This window comes from Microbacterium sp. NPDC057741 (assembly GCF_042798735.1).
Lineage (GTDB): Bacteria > Actinomycetota > Actinomycetes > Actinomycetales > Microbacteriaceae > Microbacterium.
In genome coordinates, this window is record NZ_JBHVJW010000001.1 from 1,034,539 (window position 1) to 1,055,847 (window position 21,309).

Annotated in this window: 18 protein-coding genes; 9 read left to right on the forward strand and 9 right to left on the reverse strand. The window is 69.5% G+C overall.

Translation table 11 applies throughout. From position 1 onward, the window contains the following. Positions 1–11 precede the first annotated feature (11 nt). Positions 12–1,526: an alkaline phosphatase gene (locus ACFVDO_RS05010; protein WP_378860065.1), complete on the reverse strand. Its 1,515-nt coding sequence runs from the start codon at positions 1,524–1,526 to the stop codon at positions 12–14. A 167-nt stretch (positions 1,527–1,693) separates the two neighbouring features. Between ACFVDO_RS05010 and ACFVDO_RS05015 the strand changes: the two genes are divergently transcribed. Together ACFVDO_RS05015 and ACFVDO_RS05020 are read left to right on the forward strand one after the other, a co-directional pair. Further along, positions 1,694–2,899 (forward strand): homoserine O-acetyltransferase, encoded by a 1,206-nt coding sequence (locus tag ACFVDO_RS05015; RefSeq protein WP_378860066.1) that lies wholly within the window; start codon positions 1,694–1,696, stop codon positions 2,897–2,899. Between the two features lie 157 nt (positions 2,900–3,056). Continuing rightward, a complete protein-coding gene (locus ACFVDO_RS05020; RefSeq protein WP_378860067.1) occupies positions 3,057–4,175 on the forward strand; it encodes a hypothetical protein in 1,119 nt (372 codons plus the stop codon). 24 nt (positions 4,176–4,199) lie between these two features. On the opposite strand, the gene ACFVDO_RS05025 is transcribed toward ACFVDO_RS05020, so the two are convergent. The 4 genes from ACFVDO_RS05025 to ACFVDO_RS05040 are packed head-to-tail and all read right to left on the reverse strand — an operon-like array spanning position 4,200 to position 7,344. Beyond that, positions 4,200–4,856: an NUDIX domain-containing protein gene (locus ACFVDO_RS05025; RefSeq protein WP_378860068.1), complete on the reverse strand. Its 657-nt coding sequence runs from the start codon at positions 4,854–4,856 to the stop codon at positions 4,200–4,202. After that, positions 4,840–5,172, reverse strand: coding sequence for an MTH1187 family thiamine-binding protein (locus ACFVDO_RS05030; RefSeq protein ID WP_378860069.1), 333 nt, complete (start codon positions 5,170–5,172; stop codon positions 4,840–4,842). The genes ACFVDO_RS05025 and ACFVDO_RS05030 overlap by 17 nt, the downstream gene beginning before the upstream one ends. Positions 5,173–5,194: 22 nt before the next feature. Next, complete coding sequence (locus ACFVDO_RS05035) at positions 5,195–6,421, reverse strand: hypothetical protein (protein ID WP_378860070.1); 1,227 nt, start codon at positions 6,419–6,421, stop codon at positions 5,195–5,197. After that, the gene (locus tag ACFVDO_RS05040; protein WP_378860071.1) at positions 6,418–7,344 is read right to left on the reverse strand and encodes an NAD(P)H-hydrate dehydratase; all 927 of its coding nucleotides are present in this window, start codon (positions 7,342–7,344) and stop codon (positions 6,418–6,420) included. Before ACFVDO_RS05040 ends, ACFVDO_RS05035 begins: the two co-directional genes overlap by 4 nt. 44 nt (positions 7,345–7,388) lie before the next feature. Here ACFVDO_RS05040 and ACFVDO_RS05045 point away from each other — a divergent pair, with 44 nt between their 5' ends. Beyond that, the gene (locus ACFVDO_RS05045) at positions 7,389–8,456 is read left to right on the forward strand and encodes an NADH:flavin oxidoreductase/NADH oxidase (RefSeq protein WP_378860072.1); all 1,068 of its coding nucleotides are present in this window, start codon (positions 7,389–7,391) and stop codon (positions 8,454–8,456) included. 21 nt (positions 8,457–8,477) lie between these two features. Here ACFVDO_RS05045 and ACFVDO_RS05050 read toward each other — a convergent pair whose 3' ends face one another. The 3 genes from ACFVDO_RS05050 to ACFVDO_RS05060 form a co-directional block, all read right to left on the reverse strand. Continuing rightward, positions 8,478–9,539 (reverse strand): hemolysin family protein, encoded by a 1,062-nt coding sequence (locus ACFVDO_RS05050; RefSeq protein ID WP_378859447.1) that lies wholly within the window; start codon positions 9,537–9,539, stop codon positions 8,478–8,480. Beyond that, positions 9,536–10,852: a hemolysin family protein gene (locus tag ACFVDO_RS05055; protein WP_378859448.1), complete on the reverse strand. Its 1,317-nt coding sequence runs from the start codon at positions 10,850–10,852 to the stop codon at positions 9,536–9,538. The genes ACFVDO_RS05050 and ACFVDO_RS05055 overlap by 4 nt, the downstream gene beginning before the upstream one ends. 113 nt (positions 10,853–10,965) lie before the next feature. Next, on the reverse strand, positions 10,966–12,423 hold the full coding sequence (locus tag ACFVDO_RS05060) for a GuaB1 family IMP dehydrogenase-related protein (RefSeq protein WP_378859449.1): 1,458 nt from the start codon (positions 12,421–12,423) through the stop codon (positions 10,966–10,968). A 150-nt stretch (positions 12,424–12,573) separates the two neighbouring features. Here ACFVDO_RS05060 and ACFVDO_RS05065 point away from each other — a divergent pair, with 150 nt between their 5' ends. The 6 genes from ACFVDO_RS05065 (at position 12,574) to ACFVDO_RS05090 (ending at position 19,983) form a co-directional block, all read left to right on the forward strand. Further along, positions 12,574–16,230, forward strand: coding sequence for a multifunctional oxoglutarate decarboxylase/oxoglutarate dehydrogenase thiamine pyrophosphate-binding subunit/dihydrolipoyllysine-residue succinyltransferase subunit (locus ACFVDO_RS05065; RefSeq protein WP_378859450.1), 3,657 nt, complete (start codon positions 12,574–12,576; stop codon positions 16,228–16,230). A gap of 183 nt (positions 16,231–16,413) precedes the next feature. After that, entirely contained in the window at positions 16,414–16,695 is a 282-nt protein-coding gene (locus ACFVDO_RS05070; RefSeq protein ID WP_378859451.1) for a hypothetical protein, read from the forward strand. Continuing rightward, on the forward strand, positions 16,692–17,936 hold the full coding sequence (locus tag ACFVDO_RS05075) for a hypothetical protein (protein WP_378859452.1): 1,245 nt from the start codon (positions 16,692–16,694) through the stop codon (positions 17,934–17,936). Before ACFVDO_RS05070 ends, ACFVDO_RS05075 begins: the two co-directional genes overlap by 4 nt. 22 nt (positions 17,937–17,958) lie before the next feature. Further along, positions 17,959–18,570: a hypothetical protein gene (locus ACFVDO_RS05080; protein ID WP_378859453.1), complete on the forward strand. Its 612-nt coding sequence runs from the start codon at positions 17,959–17,961 to the stop codon at positions 18,568–18,570. Next, complete coding sequence (locus ACFVDO_RS05085; protein ID WP_378859454.1) at positions 18,563–19,135, forward strand: hypothetical protein; 573 nt, start codon at positions 18,563–18,565, stop codon at positions 19,133–19,135. Before ACFVDO_RS05080 ends, ACFVDO_RS05085 begins: the two co-directional genes overlap by 8 nt. After that, on the forward strand, positions 19,132–19,983 hold the full coding sequence (locus ACFVDO_RS05090) for a hypothetical protein (protein WP_378859455.1): 852 nt from the start codon (positions 19,132–19,134) through the stop codon (positions 19,981–19,983). The genes ACFVDO_RS05085 and ACFVDO_RS05090 overlap by 4 nt, the downstream gene beginning before the upstream one ends. 9 nt (positions 19,984–19,992) lie before the next feature. Here ACFVDO_RS05090 and ACFVDO_RS05095 read toward each other — a convergent pair whose 3' ends face one another. Beyond that, positions 19,993–21,288: a GNAT family N-acetyltransferase gene (locus tag ACFVDO_RS05095; RefSeq protein WP_378859456.1), complete on the reverse strand. Its 1,296-nt coding sequence runs from the start codon at positions 21,286–21,288 to the stop codon at positions 19,993–19,995. Positions 21,289–21,309 lie beyond the last annotated feature (21 nt).

A 21,309-nucleotide genomic window follows, 5' to 3' on the forward strand; every position in this document is an offset into this window, starting at 1 on the left:
CGCAGGGTGGATCAGCGCACGCGCAGCGCGCCGGTGACGATGTCGAACAGATCGGTATTGTCGATCGAGCCCTGCATCTTGTCGGAGCCGGCGCCGAAGGAGTAGATCGGCACGTCGGCACCGGTGTGGTTGCCCGACAGGTAGGTCAGCCACAGGCTCGCCTCCGGGCTGCCGTCCTTGACGTCCTTCGGGTCGTCCGCAGTGCGGAACGTCGCCGGGGCGAAGTTGTGCGGGTCGTTCGAGCCCGCGCCGTTGACGATGCCGGTCGAACGCGAAGCATCCTTCGTGTTGCCGCCGGCGCGCGAGGGCGTGGAGTTGTTCGCGGTGTTCCCGCCGTCCACGTTCACCGGCGGGTTCGCCGCCTCGGCGTTGGTGAACGAGCCCTTCTCGATGATGTTGAAGCCCGCGCACTCGTGGTCGGCGGTGACGATGACCAGGGTGTGGCCGTCCTTCTTCGCGAAGTCGAGTGCGACCTTCACGGCGTCGTCGAAGGCCTTGATCTCCTCGAGTGTCTGCGCGGCGTCGTTGGCGTGCGAGCGCTTGTCGATCAGCGCGCCCTCGACCTGCAGGTAGAAGCCCTTGCCCTTCTTGCCCTTGTCCTTGCCCTCCAGCAGCGAGATCGCCTTGGTCGTCATCGCAGCGAGGTTCGGCTCCTTCGCCTGGACCGACTGCGGGTTCTCCCGCTTGGCCTTCTCGATCGTCAGGTTGCCCTGGTTGAACAGGCCGAACACCTTGTCGCCCTTCGCGCGGGCGAGGTCGGCGCCGGTCGCGACGGTCTGCGACGAGGGCGATCCGAGCACGTTGTAGCCCTGGGCTCGCAGCGCCTTCTCGTCCGCGGCGTCGAAGCGGCTCAGACCGCCGCCGAGGATGACGTCGGCGGTGCCGTTGCGGGCGATCTGCTTGGCCACCGGCGTGACGCGCAGGTCGTCGGTGGGCAGCTCCGCGCCGGTGACCTCGGCGTCCTGGCAGGACTTCGCCGAGTACACGGGGCCCTGGCATCCCCGTGCCAGCACGTGGCTCATCTGGCCGGCCGGGGTGGCGTCGGTGATCTCGGCAGTGCTCACGTTGCCGGTGCGGTAGCCGGCCTTCTTGGCCAGTTCCATGGCGGTCGGCACCAGCGTGCCCTTGGCGTCGACGCCGAGCGCTGCGTTGTAGGTCTTCACGCCGGACGACCACGCGGTCGCGGCGGATGCGGAGTCCGTGACGTAGTTCGGCTCGAAGCCGTCCTCACCGGGCTGCGCGGAGCCCTTCTGCACGGCGTATGTGCTGACGTAGCCGTGCGAGGGCATGGTCTCCATGTTCAGGCGCCCGTCGGCGCCGTAGTACCGCTCGCGACCGGCCGAGACGTGCGTGCGTCCCATGCCGTCTCCGACCAGGTAGATCACGTTCTTGATCCGGCCGTCGTTACGGCCGTCATTGCCGTGCGCGGACGCGGATGCCGGGGCTGCCGCAGTTCCGACCAGCGATGCCGCGACGATCGCGACGAGCGCGCCGGTCGCGGCGAGCGCAGATGTCGTGCGCTTCATGAGGTTCTCCTCCGAATGAGTGCGTAGGACGCCGACCGGCGCCGCCCCAGACCTTAGGGATGCCAGGCGAGCGGAGCGCGAACGGCGGATGACGCGGCGGTGAACGACCCCGCCTCGCAGTGCGTAACGTGCCACAGGTCCTGGTCATCTCACGGAAGAATGGGGGCATGGACTGGCAGACGACCTCGGCAGACACCGTGCCCTCGCGGCGTGTGACCGAAGCGCAGTCCAGCATGATGCGCGCGCGCCCGCCGGCCACCGGCGCCTGGCGCGACGGCGACCCGGCCGGTGGCCGCAGGTTCACCGATCTGGGCGCCTTTCGCACCGAGAACGGCGCCGAACTGCCCGGCATCCGTCTCGCATGGGAGTCGTGGGGGAAGCTGAACGCCGCGCGCGACAACGCGATCCTGATCCTGCACGCGCTCACCGGCGACAGCCACGTGCGAGGCGAGGCGGGACCAGGACATCCGACAGCGGGCTGGTGGAACGAGATCGTCGATCACGGCGGGCCGATAGACACCGACGAGTGGTTCGTCATCGCCCCGAACATCCTGGGTGGATGCCAGGGCTCGACGGGCCCGGCCAGTATCGCGCCGAACGGCAGGGAGTGGGCGTCCCGCTTCCCCTATCTGACGATCCGCGACCAGGTGTCCGCTCAGGTGAAGCTCGCCGACGCGCTCGGCATCGAGCGCTGGGCAGCCGTGATCGGCGGCTCGATGGGCGGCATGCATGCCCTGGAGTGGGCGGTCACGCATCCGGCTCGGGTCGAGCGCCTCGCCGTGCTGTCCTCTCCCCCGGTGACCACCGCCGACCAACTCGCGCTGAACTTCGTGCAGCTCGAGACCGTGCGGATGGATCCGCGCTTCGACGACGGCGAGTACTACGACGCGGGGCTCGGCGATGGCCCGCACCGCGGGCTCGCCCTCGCGCGTCGCATGGCGCTGCTGAACTACCGCAGCCCGATCGAACTGAACCAGCGCTTCCAGCGATCCTGGCAGTCCGATCTGTCGCCGCTCGGCCGTGGCGGCCGGTTCGCGGTCGAGTCCTACCTCGACTTCCACGGCAACAAGTTCACCCGCCGGTTCGATGCGAACAGCTACCTGACGTTGGTGGAGGCGATGAACTCGCACGACATCGGCCGCGACCGCGGTGGCGTCGAGGAGGCTCTGCACCGGGTCACGGCGAAGACGCTCGTGCTCGGCATCGACACCGACCGGCTGTTCCCCGTCGACGGGCAGCAGCGCATCGCGCGGAGCATCCCGAACACCATCGACGACGGTGCGGTGGTGCTGACCAGCGATTTCGGTCACGACGGCTTTCTCATCGAGACCGACGAGGTCGGCCGCCACCTGCGACGCCTGCTGGAAGGCTAGACTCGCCCCCATGCACGCGCAGCAGCGATTTCCGTGCCCCCGGCCTCATGGCCGCGGGGCCGTCGAAGCGCGCCTGTAGCGCACTGGTCTCCGTGGGCACGGCCGGGGGAAGCTCTCATCCTTCACCGACCGCTTCCACTCTCCTGGAGACCCTCGCATGTCGCATGCCGACTATCTCACCCCCGACCAGCTCTGCCGCGCCCTGAAGCTGCGCGACCTCACCGATCCCGCTCAGGGCGCCCACGCCCTGCAGTCCCTTCTCGATTCCGTCATCATCTCTCTGGCTACCGAGTGGGAAAGCTCCGTGCGCCTGGTGCGCAGCTCCCCTGTCGTCCCGGTGCACGAGAACTACGATCGCCTCGGCTACGGTCGCGACGATGTCACCCGCGCCCGCCGCTACACGCGCTACATCAGTCCCACCGTGATGCTCCGCAGCCACATGAGCGCCGAGCTCCCGACCGCCCTCGAGGCTTACGCCGGACGACAGGATGTCGATGAGCTGATCGTGGCACCCGGCCTCGCCTTCCGGCGCGACGCCGTCGATCGCACCCATGTCGGAGAGCCCCACCAGGTCGACCTCTGGCGCATTCGCAGCGCCCCGGGCGTCGACGATGACGACATGCTCACGATGATCGGCCGTCTTGTCGAGGCTGTGCTCCCCGGCGCGGAGTGGCGGACGACGGACGTGATGCACCCCTACACGGAAGGCGGGCGCCAGATCGACGTGCTCCACGACGGCGAGTGGCTCGAGCTCGCCGAGTGCGGGCGCATCCATCCCGACGTGCTGCGCGGTTCAGGGCTGGACCCTGAGCGGTGGTCCGGTCTCGCTCTGGGGATGGGTCTCGAGCGTGCTCTGATGCTGCGCAAGGGCATCTCCGACATCCGCTACCTCCGTGCCGAGGACCCGCGGATCGCGACCCAGATGCTGGATCTCGAACCGTGGCGCCACGTCTCACCGCTGCCGGCGGCCCGGCGGGACATCTCGGTGGTGCTGGATGCGGAGCACGACGAGGAGACGCTCGGCGACCGTGTCCGGATCGCCCTGGGTGACGACGCCGACGTCGTCGAGTCGGTCGAAGTGCTCACCCGCACGGCGCACGAGCAGCTGCCGGACGCCGCCCGCTTCCGCCTCGGCACCGAGAGCGGTCAGGTGAACCTGCTGCTGCGGATCATCCTGCGCCCCATCGATCGCACGCTCACCTCCGACGAGGCGAACACGATCCGCAACACGATCTACCGTGCCGTGCACGAAGGGCCGGTGCTGGAGCTGATCTGACGATGGACCGGGCGCCTGCCGCGCCTAGCCGCGCTGGTACGTCCAGGGCAGGCGCCCGGTCACGACCCGGTTGCGCGCACCCGCGGCACCCGGATGCTCCGGATGCTGCTCGTCGCCCTCCCAGAGGAACACCCGTCCTTCGGCGGACTCCATGATGCGGGTCCGCCGCAGCTCGGGCTCGCCGAGCGACGCGAACGCCTCGGCGACCGTGCGGTGCGGGAGCAGTCCGTGCAGGGTCACCCAGGTGGGCGGCCACAGCACCAGGTCTCCCTCGCCATGCCTGCGCAGTGCCTCGGCCGCGGTGATCCACTGCGCACTCGCTATCTCGCCGGGGTTCACGTGCACGTCCTCGCCGTCCTCTGCGGCGAGGAAGAACCAGGTGCGGATGCGCTTCGGCACTTCGCGCGGCGGCTCCCAGCACGACAGCGTGACGAGGTCGCGGATGCGGATGCCGGCCTCCTCCGCCGTCTCGCGCACTGCTGCGGCCCTGGCGCGGTTCGTCTCGCCGAGACCGGCATCGCCCGGTTCGAGCTTGCCGCCGGGGAAGACCCAGGCGCCTGCGAACGAACCACGATCCGGGCGCAGCAGCATGAGGACCTGCATCCCGTCCGGGGCATCCCTCAGGACGACCGCGGTGCCGGCGACCGGGATGCCGTCCTCGAAGTCAGGCCTGTGCGGCATCCTCGATCGCCGCCTCGAGGCGCTCGATCTTGCCGTCGATCTCGCCGCTGTGGCCGGGACGGATGTCGGCCTTCAGCACCAGCGAGACCCGGGAGCCGAACGGCATGACCGCCTCCGTGGCGCGCTTGACGACGTCCATCACGGTGTCCCAGTCCGGCCCCTCGATCTCGGTGAACATCGACGTCGTGCGGTGCGCGAGGCCGGACTCGCGGACCACCTTCACCGCGGCGGCGACGGCGTCGTGCACGGAGGCGTCGGGGTTCTCGGTCCCGTCCTGGGGTGCGCCGCTCGGGGCGACGGAGAAGGCGATGAGCATGGGATACCTCCGGTTGGTGGATTCAGCGGGAACGGCTGTCGGCCGGCACGCGCAGCACGGCGCCGATGCCGACCACGGCCAGCACGACGAGCAGGATGTTGCGGATGCTGAGCAGCAGCACGGGCAGCGCCTCGGCACGCAGCAGCGCGTCGTAGGTCAGCGGGTAGACGAGGAAGGTGAGCGCGCACAGCCCGAGCACCAGTAGTGCAGGTGTCACGGCACGTGCGCGGTCCAGCACCAGCCACAGAATGATCGGCGCGATCAGCCAGGTCTGGAACTGCGGCGACCCGACCTTGTTCGTGACGATCAGCGCGGTCACCAGAGTCAGTGCGAGGGGCGGGAACAGCCGTTGCCAGGTGGCGCCGCGTGCGGCCTGGACGGCGCCGAACACGGCGACGGCGAGCACCGCCAGCGCCATCAGGGGCGTCAGCAGGACCGAGACGACGGATGCCCCCGGCGCCTCGATCTGGAACGTGAGGATCTCGTAGCTGTACGCGATCGACGCGTGGCCTGCCACCGCCATCCAGAGGAACGGCGTCGCCGCGACGGCCTCGATCTGCAGGCCTCGCCCGGTCTGCTGCCCGAGGAAGCCGAACAGCGCGCTGTTCGCGCCGAGCAGGAACAGCACCACGATGATCCCGGCGGTCACCGCGGCGGCGGTCAGCAGAATGCGGATGCGCTGCTTCACGGCGATGACCGCAGCGAGCACCAGCGCAGCCGGCCAGATCTTGATCCAGGCGCCCACCGTCAGCAGGGCGGCTCCGATCGCGGGTCGCGTGGCCAGCCACAGCCCGCCGATCACCGCGAGCGGCACGGTGACGGCGTCCAGCCGGTAGATCGCGATCGGGCCGAGCAGCAGCAGCGCACCGCACCAGAACCAGCCGGCGACCCGCCGCCGGTGGGTGCGGCCCCGGCCGACGAGAACGGCGAAGCCCACCAGGTCGAGTGCGGTGACCAGCACCGCCCAGGCGATGAGGTAGGCGCCGAGTGATCCCATCGCCCCGGTCAGCGGCAGCGAGAGCAGGTACGCGATGACCATCGGGATGAGAGCCAGTTGCGGGTACACCCACGACTCCGTGATCCCCATGATCGCCCCACCGCTGAGCGCCGAGTGCGACCAGGGCTGGTAGACCAGCACGACATCGCCCATCGGCTGACTGGGCAGCACCCAGCCGAACCAGGCGACGACCGCGTGCACGGCCACGAACACGGCCCAGAGAGCGATCGTGCCGGGCCGGATCCGGCTCATGCCAGCAGCTCCGCCACCGCGTACGGCAGCGCGTCTGCGACATCCAGGGCGACGATCGGATGCCCCACCGCATCGTCCCCTGCGCCCGCGGCGATCGTCGCCGCCCGGCCGTGCAGCCACGCAGCGGATGCCGCGACCTCGGCCGGAGCAGCATCCGGATTCGCGGCGAACAGCGCACCGATCACGCCGGCGAGCACATCGCCGGCGCCCGCGGTCGCGAGCCAGCCGGGCGCGTTCGCGACCACGATCGTCGTGCCGGAGGGCCCGCACACCGTGGTGCGCGCGCCCTTCAGCAGCACCGTGCAGGACAGCGTCTGCGCGACCTCCATCGCCTGCGCGGCACGACCGGCGTCATCGGTGGCGACTGCCGCATCCAGCCCCAGTCGTTCGCGCAACCGGGCGAACTCGCCCGCATGCGGCGTGATGACCATCGGCGCCGTGCCACCGCGGACGAGGTCGAGGGCGCCGGCGTCCACGACCACAGGCTGCTCTCCCGCGAGGATGCTGCGCAGCGCGCGCTCCTCGTCATAGCCGCGCGCCGACACGGCAGAGCGTCCCGCATCCGCGCGCGGTGCTCCCGGCAGCGTCACGGCCTCGGTCACAGGTGCCACCCCGCGTCCGGCGCCGCCGACGCGTGCGCCGCCGTCCGTGCCGGAGCCGATCACCCAGGCGTCCACATGCGCGCCGGCATCCGCACCGATCACGGTCTCCGGTCGCCTGGCCAGCACGATGTCGGTGGCGGGACCGACGTAGCGCACGAAGCCGCAGCCGGTGCGCCAGGCGCCCTCGACGCCGAGCACCGCGGCACCCGGGTACCTCACCGATCCGGTGCGCAGGGCGACGACGCCGCGGGAGCGCTTGTCGGCGTCGGCTCCGGGCGCACGCAGGAAGGGCGCGACATCCGCACCGGTCCACTCACGCATGCCTCCACGTTAGCGCTCGGCGCGGACAGCGCTAGGTTCGAACCGTGAGCCTGCTGTTCTCCCCGCTGACCCTCCGCTCCCTCACCCTGCGCAACCGGCTGTGGGTGTCGCCGATGTGCATGTACTCCGCCGTGGACGGCGTGCCCGGCGACTGGCACCACGTCCATCTGCCGCAGTTCGCCGACGGGGGCGCCGGCCTCATCATCGCCGAGGCCACAGCCGTGGTGCCGGAGGGCAGGATCTCGCCGCATGACACCGGTCTCTGGAACGATGCGCAGCAGGACGCCTGGGCGCCGATCGTGCGCAGCATCCACGAGCGCGGCGCGCATGCCGGCATCCAGCTCGCGCATGCCGGTCGCAAGGCTTCCACCTGGTGGCCCTGGGCGGAGCAGCGGGGCTCCGTGCCCGCCGCCGAGGGCGGCTGGCAGACCCTCGCCCCGTCGGCGATCGCCTTCGAGGGCTTCGCCGACCCCGTCGCTCTCGACAGCTCCGGCATCGAGGGCGTCGTCACCGGCTACGCCGATGCCGCGCGCCGTGCCCTGGATGCCGGATTCGATCTGCTCGAAGTGCACGGTGCGCACGGCTACCTGCTGCACCAGTTCCTCTCGCCGCTGTCGAACCTGCGCTCCGACGAGTACGGCGGCACCCTCGAGAACCGCGCCCGTCTGCTGCTGCGCGTCGTCGACGCGGTGCGGGATGTCGCGGGCGAGGCCGTCCCCGTTCTGGTGCGCATCTCGGCCACCGATCAAGCCGCTGGCGGCTTCACCCCCGAGGAGGCCGCGATCGTCGGCGGATGGGCGGTCGAGCACGGCGCCGACCTCATCGACGTGTCCAGCGGCGGACTGGTACTGCACCAGCAGATCGACCCGCACCCCGGATATCAGGTGCCTCTGGCCGAGATCGTGCGGCAAGGCGGACGGGTCGCCACCGGCGCCGTCGGACTCATCACGACCGCCGAACAGGCCGAACAGGTCATCGCGTCCGGCAGCGCCGACGCCGTGCTCGCGGGTCGGGAATGGCTGCGCGACCCGCACTTCGGTCTGCGCGCCGCTCACGAACTGGGTGCCGACGTCGCCTGGCCGCCGCAGTACCTGCGTGCCCGCTGGCGCTGAGCGCCGGCGGGCACGCGTGGCTCAACGACCGTAGCCGCGCCGAGTGGCGTCCTGCACCTCGCCGACGAGCTCCTCGATGATGTCCTCCAGGAACAGCACCGCGGTGGTGTCGCCGTTGCGGTCGCGCACCCGCGCCAGGTGCCGCCCGGCACGCCGCATCGCGGTCAGCGCGTCTTCGAGGTCGGTGTCCTCCTGCACGGGCACCATGTGGTGGATGCGCTTCGCGGGCACCGGGACGGTGGCCCGCTGCGCGGCATCCGGCCCTTCGGCGGCGCGCAGGATGTCCTTCAGGTGCACGTAGCCGACCGGCAGGCCCTCGTCGTCGACGATGACGTACCGGGAGAAGCCGTAGCGGGCGACGGCCCGCTCGATCTCGTCCGGCGTGGTGTTCTGCGGCAGGGTGACCAGGTCACCCAGTGCCACGGCCACGTCGCGCGCCTTCTTGTCGGTGAACTCGACGACCGCGGCGACCGTGCCCGCGGCATCCGCCAGCACGCCCTCGCGACGGGACTGATCCACGATCGTGGCGACCTCGTCCAGGGTGAACGTCGAGGCGGCCTCGTTCTTCGGCTCCACACGGAACAGGCGCAGCACGGCATTGGCCGAGGCGTTCAGGAACCAGATCACCGGCATGAAGACCTTCGAGATCCACACCAGCGGGGTCGCGAGCAGCAGCACCGCGCGATCGGGCAGCGAGAACGCGAGGTTCTTCGGCACCATCTCTCCGAACACCACATGCAGGAACGACACCAGCACCAGGGTGATCACGAACGCCGTCACGTCGACGACCGTGGTCGTCCAGCCCAGCGCGTCCATCGGCACCGCGAGCAGATGGTGGATCGCAGGCTCCGACACGTTCAGGATCAGCAGCGAGCAGATCGTGATGCCCAACTGCGAGGTCGCCAGCATCAGCGTGGCGTGCTCCATCGCGAACAGCGCCGTCTTCGCGGGGCGCGAGCCCTTCTCGGCGAGCGGCTCGATCTGCGAGCGGCGGGCGGAGATGACCGCGAATTCGGCGCCGACGAAGAAGGCGTTGCCGAGCAGCAGCACGACCAGCCAGACGATTCCCGCCCAGTCGCTCATCGGCCGCCCTCCTCTTCGTCGGACGCCGGGTCCGGCGTGAAGCGCAGCCGATCGATGCGTCGGCCGTCCATGCGCACGACGTGCAGCACGCCGTGCTCGGTGCGCACCTCGTCGCCGACGACCGGCACCCGCTCCAGCAGGCTCATGACGAAGCCGGCGACGGTGTCGTAGACATCGCCCTCGGGGACGTCGATACCGGTCTGCGCGCGCAGCTCGTCGGGGCGCAGCTCGCCGGGGAAGGTCACACTGTCCTGCCTGCGGACGATGCCCGCGCGGGTGCGGTCGTGCTCATCCGACACCTCGCCGACGATCTCCTCCACGAGATCCTCCAGGGTCACCAGTCCCGCGGTGCCGCCGTACTCGTCCACGACGATCGCGAGCTGGTAGCCCTTGGCGCGCAGCTCGGCGAGCAGTGCGTCCAGGTGCACGGTCTCCGGCACGCGGAGAGGTTCGGTGCAGAGCGCGCCGACCGGCACCTCGGGCCGCTTCTCACGCGGCACGCCGACGGCGGCCTTGAGGTGCACGACGCCGGTGATGTCGTCGAGGTCGTCACCATGCACGGGGAAGCGGCTCAGCCCGGTCCGCCGGGCGAGCTGGATGACATCGTCGGCGCTGTCGGATGACGCGACGGACTGCATGCTCGGACGGGCGGTCATGATGTCGGCCGCGGTGAGACGGGTGAACGTCAGACTGCGGTCGAGCAGGGACGCGGTGTCCTCCTCCAGTACGCCCGCGCTGGCGGAGCGGCGCACCAGAGAGGAGAGCTCCTCGGCACTGCGCGCGCCGGAGAGCTCCTCCTTGGGCTCGACGCCCATCGATCGCAGCACCGCGTTCGCGCTGCCGTTGAGCACGAGGATCGCAGGCTTGAACACCGCGGTGAACGCGGTCTGGAACGGGAGCACCAGCTTCGCGGTCGCGATCGGCAGCGCCAGCGCGAAGTTCTTCGGTACCAGCTCGCCGAGGATCATCGACAGCAGCGTCGCGACGACCATCGCCACGACGACGGCGATCGGCCGCACCGCTCCCGAGGGCACACCCCAGGAGGTGAGCACCGGCGACAGCAGGTTCGAGATCGCCGGCTCCATCGTGTAACCGGTCAGCAGCGTGGTGAGCGTGATGCCCAGCTGCGCCGATGACAGATGCGTCGAGGTGATCTTCAGCGCCCGGATGGTGAGGCCGAGTCGCGTCTCGCCACGGGCCTGCCGCGCTTCGAGTTCGGCACGGTCGAGATTGACCAGTGCGAACTCGCTGGCCACGAACAGGCCGGTGCCGATCGTGAGGAGGAGCCCCACGCCCAACAGGATGTAATCCATCAACTGATCCCCTCCGAGTGAAGGAGGAGCGGGCGGTGGGGCGAGGGACTGCAAGAAGGAGGGTCGTCCATTGTGCGCCCGATTCTACATAATCGGGCTGTGTTCCCGCCCGCTCACCACGAGACCGGAAGCGCCTTGCCCTCCTCGTAGCCGGCCGCGGACTGCAGGCCGACCAGCGCGCGCTCGTGGAACTCCGGAACGGTGGCAGCGCCTGCGTAGGTGAACGACGAGCGGATGCCGGAGGTGATCATATCGAGCAGGTCCTCGATACCGGGACGCAGCGGATCGAGGTAGATCCTCGACGACGAGATCCCCTCCGCGAACAGCTCCTTGCGCGCCCGCTCGTACGAGTCCAGCCGGCCGAATCTGGCCTGCACGGCCTTGGTCGACGCCATGCCCCAGGACTCCTTGAACACGCGACCCTCCGCATCATGCTGTAGCTCCCCCGGAGCCTCGATGGTGCCGGCGAACCAGGACCCCACCATGACGGATGCCGCACCGGCGGCGAGCGCGAGAGCGACATCACGCGGGTAGCGCACTCCCCCGTCGGCCCAGACGTGCGCGCCGACCTGACGCGCGGCCTCGGCGGTCTCGAGCACGGCGGAGAACTGCGGACGTCCGACAGCGGTCATCATGCGCGTCGTGCACATCGCACCGGGGCCGACCCCGACCTTGAGGATCGTGGCCCCCGCGGAGACCAGATCGGCGACGCCGTCGGCTGTGACGATGTTTCCCGCGACGATCGGGATGCCGAGATTCAACTCAGCGACGAGGGACAGAGCGCGCAGCATCCCCTCCTGGTGACCGTGCGCAGTGTCGACGACGAGCGCGTCGACACCTGCGGCCGCGAGCGCCTTGGCCTTCTCGGCGACGTCGCCGTTGATGCCGACCGCGGCGGCGACCGCGAGGCGGCCCGAGCCGTCGACGGCGGGGCGGTACAGGTTCGAGCGCAACGCGGTGCGCCTGCTGAGCGTGCCGACCAGGTGCCCGTGGTCGATCACCAGCGCCATCTCGGCGTCGAGTGCGTCCACGGCGTCGAACGCCGCACGGCCCTCGCCCACCGTCTCGGCATCGATCGCCGGAGCATGCGCGTGCACGAGGTCGCCGAGCGCGGCATCCGGGAGTGCGGTCGCGAGACGGGTCGCAGGAAGGATGCCGAAGATCCGCTCGACCTGGATGCGCTCGTCGCCCGACGGGGCGACGACGATTCCGTGCCCCTCCATCGGCGGCAGCAGGCGCAGTGCGTCTGCGACGGTGGCAGAGGGCGGCAGCACCAGCGGAGTGTCCCACCGCACCGGCTGGCGCTTGACCCAGCGGATGGCCGCGTCGAGCTCCTGCAGCGGAAGGTCCTGCGGCAGCACGCCCAGCCCGCCGCGCCGCGCGAGCGCCGCGGCCAACCGCGGACCGGTCACCGAATTCATGTTCGACGCCACCAGCGGGATGGTGGCGGGTGTGCCGTCTGCAGGGGCCAGATCGACCTGCAGGCGGCTGGTGATGCCCGAGCGCCGCGGCACCAGGAACACGTCCGAATACGTGAGGTCGACCATGGGTCGTTCGCCTGCAAACTCCATGGGTTCCAAGGTACCGGGTGGGACGGCGTGGCGGCGCTGTCGGATCAAGCGCTCGTGCAGGGAATGGCATTAGGCTTGAACCCCGTAACGTGTGCGGGTCTGCCCTGATCCGCTCATCAGACATTCAGCGATGAAAGAGGGCGATCGAGAGTGGCGAACCAGGTGACCGGCGTCGGCGGCGACGGGGGGTTCGGAGCCAATTCCTGGCTCGTGGACGAGCTCTACGAGCAGTTCAAGAAGGACCGCAACTCCGTCGACAAGGAGTGGTGGCCCGTCCTGGAGAACTATCAGCCGGATGCCGCGGCAGCGGCGCCCGTGCCGACCACGACCGCCCCGGTCACGGCGCCCATCCCGGTGATCGGCGCTCAGCCCGTCGCCCGCACCACCGCGAAGCCCGCCCGCCAGGCACCCGTGCCCGCCCAGGCCCCGAAGCCGCAGGCGAAGGATGAGGCTCCTGCCGTCGACGAGGACACGGTCACGCCGCTGCGCGGTATGCCCAAGACGCTCGCCGCGAACATGGACCAGTCGCTGACCGTCCCGACCGCGACCAGCGTGCGCACCGTTCCGGCCAAGCTGATGATCGACAACCGCATCGTGGTCAACAACCACATGGCCCGCACCCGCGGCGGCAAGATCAGCTTCACGCACCTGATCGGCTGGGCGCTCATCCAGACGCTCAAGGAGTTCCCGAGCCAGAACGTCTTCTACGCCGAGGTCGACGGCAAGCCCTCGGTGGTGGCCCCCGCGCACGTGAACCTGGGCATCGCCATCGACATCCCGAAGCCCGACGGAACTCGCGCTCTGCTGGTCCCGAGCATCAAGCGTGCCGACACCATGAGCTTCCACGAGTATCTCTCGGCCTACGAGGACCTCATCTCCCGCGCCCGCGGCAACAAGCTCACGGCCGCCGACTTCGCCGGCACCACCGTCTCGCTGACGAACCCCGGCGGCATCGGCACCGTGCATTCGGTGCCGCGTCTGATGAAGGGGCAGGGCTGCATCATCGGCGCCGGCGCCCTCGAGTACCCGGCCGAGTTCCAGGGCTCCAGCGAGAAGACGCTGGCCGAGCTCGGCATCGGCAAGACGATCACCCTGACCAGCACCTACGACCACCGCGTCATCCAGGGTGCCGGCTCGGGCGAGTTCCTGAAGAAGGTGCACGAGCTGCTCATCGGGCAGCGCGGCTTCTACGACGACATCTTCGCGGCGCTGCGCATCCCGTACGCCCCGATCCGCTGGAACTCCGACATCTCGATCGACCTCGCCGAGCGCGTCGACAAGCAGTCCCGCGTGCAGGAGCTCATCAACTCGTTCCGCGTCCGCGGCCACCTCATGGCCGACATCGACCCGCTGGAGTACGTGCAGCGCACGCACCCCGACCTCGAGATCGAGAACCACGGCCTGACCTTCTGGGACCTGGACCGCGAGTTCGTCACCGGCGGCTTCGGCGGCAAGCGCCAGATGAAGCTGCGCGACATCCTCGGCGTGCTGCGCGACTCGTACTGCCGCACCGTCGGCATCGAGTACATGCACATCCAGGACCCGGAGCAGCGCCGCTGGTTCCAGGAGAAGCTCGAGGTCAAGTACGTCAAGCCCGGTCACGACGAACAGCTCCGTGTGCTCCGCAAGCTGAACGAGGGCGAGGCGTTCGAGACCTTCCTGCAGACGAAGTTCGTCGGCCAGAAGCGCTTCTCCCTCGAGGGCGCAGAGTCGCTCATCCCGCTGCTGGACGAGATCCTGCAGGGCGCAGCCGCCTCGGGTCTCGAGGGTGCCGCGATCGGCATGGCCCACCGCGGCCGCCTGAACGTTCTCACGAACATCGCAGGCAAGACCTACGGCCAGGTGTTCCGCGAGTTCGAGGGGTCGCTGACCCCGGGCAACCAGCGCGGCTCCGGCGACGTGAAGTACCACCTCGGCACCGAGGGCACCTTCGTGTCCGAGGACGGCGAGGAGATGCCGGTCTACCTGGCCGCGAACCCGTCGCACCTCGAGACGGTCGACGGCGTGCTCGAGGGCATCGTCCGCGCCAAGCAGGACCGCAAGCCGATCGGCACCTTCACGTGGCTGCCGGTGCTCGTACACGGCGACGCCGCTTTCGCCGGCCAGGGCGTCGTCGTCGAGACCCTGCAGATGTCGCAGCTGCGCGGCTACCGCACCGGCGGCACCGTGCACATCGTGGTCAACAACCAGGTCGGGTTCACCACCCTGCCGAACGACTCGCGCACGTCTGTGTACTCCACGGATGTCGCCAAGACGATCCAGGCGCCGATCTTCCACGTGAACGGAGACGACCCCGAGGCCGTCATCCACGTCGCCCAGCTCGCGTTCGAGTACCGCGAGCGGTTCCACCGCGACGTCGTCGTCGACCTGGTCTGCTACCGGCGCCGAGGTCACAACGAGGGCGATGACCCGTCGATGACCCAGCCACTGATGACCGACCTGATCCAGGCCAAGCGCTCGGTGCGCAAGCTGTACACCGAGGCCCTGGTCGGACGCGGCGACATCACCGAGGAGGAGTACGACGAGGCCAAGGCCGACTTCCAGAACCGCCTGGAGATCGCCTTCGCGGAGACGCACGCCGCCGAGACCGGTGCCACGCCGATCGCCCCGGAGCTGACGCCCGTGGACGACCGTGTCGGGGCGCCCGAGGTCACCGGGGTGTCCGAGGAGATCATCCGCCTGATCGGCGACGCGCACGCGAACAAGCCCGAGGGCTTCACCGTGCACCCCAAGCTGCAGCAGGCTCTCGACAAGCGCGTCGAGATGAGCCGCTCCGGCTCCATCGACTGGGGCTTCGGCGAGCTGCTCGCGTTCGGCTCGCTGCTGCTCGAGGGCACCCCGGTGCGCCTCGCCGGCCAGGACTCGCGCCGCGGCACGTTCGTGCAGCGCCACGCGGTGCTGCACGACCGCAAGAACGGCCAGGAGTGGCTGCCGCTGACGAACCTGTCCGACGGCCAGGGTCGCTTCTTCGTGTACGACTCGCTGCTCAGCGAGTACGCGGCACTCGGATTCGAATACGGCTACTCGGTCGAGGACACCGAAGCTCTCGTGCTGTGGGAGGCCCAGTTCGGCGACTTCGTCAACGGCGCCCAGTCAGTCATCGACGAGTACATCTCGGCGGCCGAGCAGAAGTGGGGCCAGCAGTCCAGCGTCACTCTGCTGCTGCCGCACGGCTACGAGGGCCAGGGACCGGATCACTCCTCCGCACGCATGGAGCGCTTCCTGCAGCTGTGCGCGCAGGAGAACATGATCGTCGCGCGGCCCTCGACGCCCGCATCGTACTTCCACCTGCTGCGTCGTCAGGCCTACGCCCGTCCGCGCAAGCCGCTGATCGTCTTCACCCCGAAGGCGATGCTGCGCCTGCGCGGTGCGACCAGCGCGGTGGCGGACTTCACCCAGGGCCGATTCGAGCCCGTGATCGACGACGCGCGTCAGCTCGACCGCGCCGCGGTCAAGCGCGTGCTCGTGCACTCGGGCAAGGTGCACTGGGATCTGCGCAGCGAGCTCGACAAGAACCCGAACACCGAGGTCGCACTGGTCCGGCTCGAGCAGCTGTATCCGACGCCGATCGACGAGCTCAAGGCCATCACCGACAGCTACCCGAACGCCGAGCTGGTGTGGGTGCAGGAGGAGCCGGAGAACCAGGGTGCCTGGCCGTTCCTGGCACTCGCGTTCACCGACGTCCCCGGCCCGCGCCAGTTCCGCGCGATCAGCCGTCCGGCATCCGCGTCGCCCGCGACCGGTTCCTCGAAGGTGCACGCCGTCGAGCAGGCCGAGCTGCTGAAGGCCGCGCTCACGCTGGACTGAACGAGCTGAGAACGGCGGCGCGGTGACCGATCGGTCGCGGCGCCGCCTTTTCGCAAGGATCCAAGGGTGGGGAGTTCTCCCCATGGCGCCGCGTCCGCGGGTCTCGATACAGTGCAACGGACCAATCACGAGAAGGAAGAAGGGCCCCGCATGGGCGACGGAGTCGAAATCCCCCTCGATCAGATGAGCGAGATCAGCGACGCACTCGGGCAGATCATGTCCGAGTTCGCGGACGCCGGTACGCGCACGGCAGCACTGCGCGACGCGATCGGGCATCCTCTGGACCGCACCTCTCTCTCGTCGGCGGCGCACGACTTCGAGTCGAAGTGGGATGACAAGCGCGAGACTCAGCGCCGCAATCTCGAGAAGATGAAGCAGCACATCGACGACTCCCGCAACGCCTGGAAGGACCTCGACGAGGAACTGGCCAAGAGCCTGGAGCAGTCCGAGGAGCCGAAGCGATGACAGAGAACAGCTACATCTACTCCCGTCCCGACATGCCGGTAACCGCCGGTGGACGGCACATGCGCAAGATCACGGGTGAGCATGAAGCGATCCAGACCCGCGGCACCGAGATCGAGAATCTCGGCGAACTGATGACGAACTCGGCGAACCGGCTCGGGCTGTTCGCCGACGGCACGGTCGGCCGCGGCGACTCCTTCGAGGCGATCCGCGATCAGGCGAAGGAGGTCCACGACGACCTCCGCGTCGCGGGTGAGCGCTACACGCCCAGCGGCGCAGCCCTGACCGCTTACGGCGTGGCACTGGGCAAGGCGCAGAGCGCCACCGACTGGCTGGTCGAGCAGGCCCACGACAAGTGGGGCGCGGTGAACAGAGCCTCGTCCGCGCTGAGCGAGGTCTCCGGCGCGCAGTGGCAGTTCGACTTCGACAAGAACCACGACGTCGACCAGGAGGGCAAGGAGCGTCCGGATTCCTCGTCCGAGCAGGCGACCTTCGACACGGCTGTCGAGGATTTCGAGTACTACTGGTCCCGCTATGACGCACCCACGGAGACGTGGGAGGGTGCGTACGACATCGCCGAGGGCGCCCTCTCGGACGTCAACGCCAACGGTGTCGAGGACGGCTTCTGGGACAACATGATGCCGGCGATCGAGGCCCTGGGCACCATCCTGTTCTACGTCGGACTCGCGCTGATCGTGGTCGCGTTCGTCTTCACCGGTCCGCTCGCCATCATCGCGGCCGTGGCGGCGACCGTGGTGGCTGTGCTGTCGGTCGCGGTCGAGGCGTCGAAGTTCCTCGCCGGACGCGGCGACATGACGGCGCTGATACTCTCCGCCGTCGCGGTCATCCCATTCGGCAGGCTCGCGAAGTTCGCCTCTTTCGCGAAGGTGGGCAAGCTCGGCGAGCTGCTCGGCTCGGGCGGCCGGTTCTCGGGTGCCGCGAAGTTCTTCGGGTCGGAGTTCGGCGACTTCGCGAAGGGCTGGAAGAGCTTCAACACGTTCCTCGGCAACAAGATCCCCGGGCTGTTCACCATCCACGGCCTGAACTCGCAGAACCTCATGCGCATGCTCAATGCGCCCGGGTACATCATCAAGAACACCCATCTCGTCCCCGGTGGATGGGCGGGCGGATGGCGGGCGCTGGCAGGTAATCCGACGAACCTCCTCGAGGCGTTCGGCGGAATGGCGGACGTCATGAAGAACGTGTACTACAACGCGTACTCCGCCAAGGGCATGTTCGGCTGATCCCGCGAGGATAATGGAACGGATGTCTCTACGCGCCGAACTGCTCGGAACAAGTCCTCAGCTGCCCGACTTCGCGGTCATGCTCCCCACAGACTGGATCTCGTCCGGTCCTGACTACGCGGAGTTCCGCGCCCGGGCGGATGCCCGGCTCGAGGCGCTTCCGGTCGCTCAGCGCGCCTCGGCGCGCGTCCAGCTGGCGGCGATCCTCGATGACGCAGCGGGCCAGGCCGTCTCCGGCGATGTGATCCGCGTCTTCGCGCCGGGGAGTGACGACCCCGATCTGTTCGCTCCGGTGAGCCTGTCCGCCGCATGGGTGCACGCCCCGCAGGGCGCGAGCGCCGCCGACCTCGGGGCGCAGCTGATCAGCCGCTACGGTGCCGCGCCGATGGACGAGGCCGGGACTGTGCTGCGCTGGGAGGAGACCCGCGAGACAGCGATGGACGGCGGCAGCGTGACCGTGCGCTCGATCAGCTACGTGCTGCCGGTCCCCGGACGACCGAGGTCTGTGCTGATGCTGCGCGGCACTGTGCTGTGCGGCACCCACGCCGCCGCGGTCCCGGACGATGCGATCACCGCTATGACGATGATCTGCGACGGGATCGCCGCGAGCGTCCGGTGGAGGCGTGATGCCTGAGTTCGAGCTGCGCTTCGACGAACGATACTGGTCGATCGTCCCTGACGAGGCCGGGGCGCCGGAATGGTTCGCCGGCCTGCTCGCCGCGAACGACGAGGAGCATCATCAGGCGCTCGGGATGGCCGCTTCGCTCGCGATGGAGACCAGGGTGCAGAGCGACCTGTCGGCGCTGCTCCTGCTCGCCGTCCCCGAGGCCGGGGCCTACGGCGCGCTGTCGGTGCTGCATGTCGCCGACGCACCACCCGCACCGGATGAGGCGACGGCGGTGCAGATCGCCCAGTCGATCGAGCCCTCCGACTGGGCGTCCTCGGTCGCACCATTCGAATCGGAGGATGTCACCGGCTGGCGCGTGTCGCAGGCGACGCCCGTGCGGAGCACGGAAGGCGATTCGGCTTCCGCGCACGTCGTGCGGGACATCACGATGGTCTGGGTGCTCGATGTCGGCGCGCACCTGTGCATCGCGCGCATGACGCCCCTTCCGACGCTTTCGGCGGCGCTGCTTCTGCCCCAGATCGAGAACGTGCTCGCGTCGGCCAGGTTCACCGGCGCGGGCGTCGCACGATGAGCGACGATCGGGACGCCCCCGCACTCGAGGCCGTCCGCGCCGCTCTCGGCTCGGCCACGCCCGCACAGACCACCCCGGCGATGGTGGAGCGCGCCGCCTTCGACGCCTGCGGGCAGGACGACATCGCGCTGGATCTCTGGCAGCGCGCTCTCGCGACCGGCAAGGAGGCTCGGGCTCGCATCGGTCGCTCGCTGCGCGCGGAGTACGGCGGACGCAGCGCACGCGGAGGCTGGATCGGCAGCGTGCTGATCGTCCTCGCGATCGCGTCGGTCTATCCGCTCGGTTCCAGCATCGGCGGGCGCTTCTTCGACCCGCACGATCTGGTCGTCCCCACCGCGATCTCCTCGGCCGTCATCGGTGTGCTCGTCCTGGTGTGCGTTCTCTGCGCGGGCTTCAAGGCGCTGCCGGCCGGTCTGCTCCGTATCTTCTTGGTACTGCTCGTCTCCACTGCAGTCGCCCTCGCTGTGAACGCGTCCACCGCGCCGCCGGTGGCGCTGGTGATGCTGATCGTCGGCTTCGGCGCGACGGTTCTCGCCGTCTTGCTGTGGTTCTTCGGCCGCACCCGGGACCTCACGGCGGCCGACGCCCTCGATCTCGCACCTCAGAAGGCGCACGACGCGCAGCAGACCTGGCTGGATGAGTCGCTGCGGGTGCTGAGCCAGGAGGCCGCCGAACGTCTCGAGCCCGCGACGGCCTCCGACATCGTGCGGCTGCGCACACTCGCCGGCCCGGATCTCATCGACCGGGGTGCGACGTTCGAGCTCCCCGCGGAGAGCGTGCCCGCCGGCGAGGTCATCATCTACGGCGTCACCTCAGACTGGGACGGCGACCGCGGCCGAAAGAGCTGACGGGCCGGATCAGTACCAGATGCCGAGCAGAGGGGCATCCGCAGTGCGGAACGCGTCGTCCAATCCGGCGAGCATCTCGTGGTCGCCGCGGATACGGCCGGCAGCGGCGAGCTGAGTCGCGCGCACTCCCCCGGCGTAGATCGCGGAGAGCTCCACCACGGTCATCGTGACATCGGCCGCGGCATCCGTCGCCGATGCTGATCCACGACCGTCGGCAGCGACCTTCAGCCGCCAGGTGCCCTCGGCGAAGCCGAGGGAGTCCTCGACCCGCAGCACGACGTCGAGCGGCGCGCGATACGAGCGCGCTCCCAGCACCGCCGGCACGTCCAGCACACGCAGCCAGCCGTGATCGTGCACGGTGAACTCGACGGCGCGCTGGTCTGCGACCAGGTGCAGGATCGGATCGTCGACGGGACGCAGATCGCACTCGACGCTCGTCACCAGGTCGTGGTTGATCGCGAACCCCCAGAGCGCGCGCAGCGCCTCGTCGGTCTCCGCCACGAGGAAGTTGATCGCCAGCGTGAAGCGGAACTGTCCGGGCTCCTGCTTGAGCACGTAAGCGAGGGCGCCGCGCGTCCGGCCCTCGGCGTCGACGTATCGAACGCCGCGCACATCCCTGCCCTTGCCGTCTTCGGCGAGCCCGGCCGCCCGGCTCCAACGCTGCTCCCACCCGGGGATCTGCCCGGCGCGGCGGCCACGGGACACATCGTGCAGCTCACCGAGGTCGACAGCCAGCGGCGCGCGATCGACATACTCGAGTCGCCCGGGGACGTCCGCGCCGATCCACCCGGCGCGACGAGTGTCGATCACGACGCGCGCGGCCGGAAGCGCCGGCGCGAAGCCGTATCGGCCGTAGATCGTCGCCTCCGACACGGTCAGACCCGCGATCGGCACACCGGCGGATGCCGCGGCGCGCAGCTCGCCCTCGAGCAGGTTGCGGGCGATGCCGCGTCGACGATGCGTGCCGGCGACGGTGACCGCACTGATCGCCCACATCGGGATGTCCCCGCCGGGGATCGTCATCGGCGCGACCCAGGAGTTCAGGGTGGCCACAGGCAGTGCCTCAGCCGAGGCGCCCGGTTCGTAGACGCCGATGTTCCTGCGGCCGGCCCACGACCTCCGCAGTCGCCCGATCAGCTCCTCGTCGGGGTCGGCGTCGAGAAAGCCTCGCGCGTCCGCCCTGGCGAACGCGGCAGCCGAGGCGGCATCCGCCATGTCGACGACGCGGTACTCGAGACCGGCATCGAGCAGACGTGCGGTGGACAGAGGGTCTGCGGCTACGGTTCGCGCGTCGATGAGGGTCACCCGCCCACCCTATCGAGGGGC

Coding starts and splice junctions, on each gene's coding strand:
- ACFVDO_RS05025 (WP_378860068.1), bottom strand. CDS start 4,856: ATGCCGCACAGGCCTGACTTCGAGGACGGCATCCCGGTCGCCGGCACC.
- ACFVDO_RS05080 (WP_378859453.1), top strand. CDS start 17,959: ATGTCTCTACGCGCCGAACTGCTCGGAACAAGTCCTCAGCTGCCCGAC.
- ACFVDO_RS05060 (WP_378859449.1), bottom strand. CDS start 12,423: ATGGAGTTTGCAGGCGAACGACCCATGGTCGACCTCACGTATTCGGAC.
- ACFVDO_RS05020 (WP_378860067.1), top strand. CDS start 3,057: ATGTCGCATGCCGACTATCTCACCCCCGACCAGCTCTGCCGCGCCCTG.
- ACFVDO_RS05085 (WP_378859454.1), top strand. CDS start 18,563: ATGCCTGAGTTCGAGCTGCGCTTCGACGAACGATACTGGTCGATCGTC.
- ACFVDO_RS05035 (WP_378860070.1), bottom strand. CDS start 6,421: ATGAGCCGGATCCGGCCCGGCACGATCGCTCTCTGGGCCGTGTTCGTG.
- ACFVDO_RS05040 (WP_378860071.1), bottom strand. CDS start 7,344: ATGCGTGAGTGGACCGGTGCGGATGTCGCGCCCTTCCTGCGTGCGCCC.
- ACFVDO_RS05030 (WP_378860069.1), bottom strand. CDS start 5,172: ATGCTCATCGCCTTCTCCGTCGCCCCGAGCGGCGCACCCCAGGACGGG.
- ACFVDO_RS05015 (WP_378860066.1), top strand. CDS start 1,694: ATGGACTGGCAGACGACCTCGGCAGACACCGTGCCCTCGCGGCGTGTG.
- ACFVDO_RS05050 (WP_378859447.1), bottom strand. CDS start 9,539: ATGAGCGACTGGGCGGGAATCGTCTGGCTGGTCGTGCTGCTGCTCGGC.
- ACFVDO_RS05055 (WP_378859448.1), bottom strand. CDS start 10,852: ATGGATTACATCCTGTTGGGCGTGGGGCTCCTCCTCACGATCGGCACC.
- ACFVDO_RS05090 (WP_378859455.1), top strand. CDS start 19,132: ATGAGCGACGATCGGGACGCCCCCGCACTCGAGGCCGTCCGCGCCGCT.
- ACFVDO_RS05075 (WP_378859452.1), top strand. CDS start 16,692: ATGACAGAGAACAGCTACATCTACTCCCGTCCCGACATGCCGGTAACC.
- ACFVDO_RS05070 (WP_378859451.1), top strand. CDS start 16,414: ATGAGCGAGATCAGCGACGCACTCGGGCAGATCATGTCCGAGTTCGCG.
- ACFVDO_RS05010 (WP_378860065.1), bottom strand. CDS start 1,526: ATGAAGCGCACGACATCTGCGCTCGCCGCGACCGGCGCGCTCGTCGCG.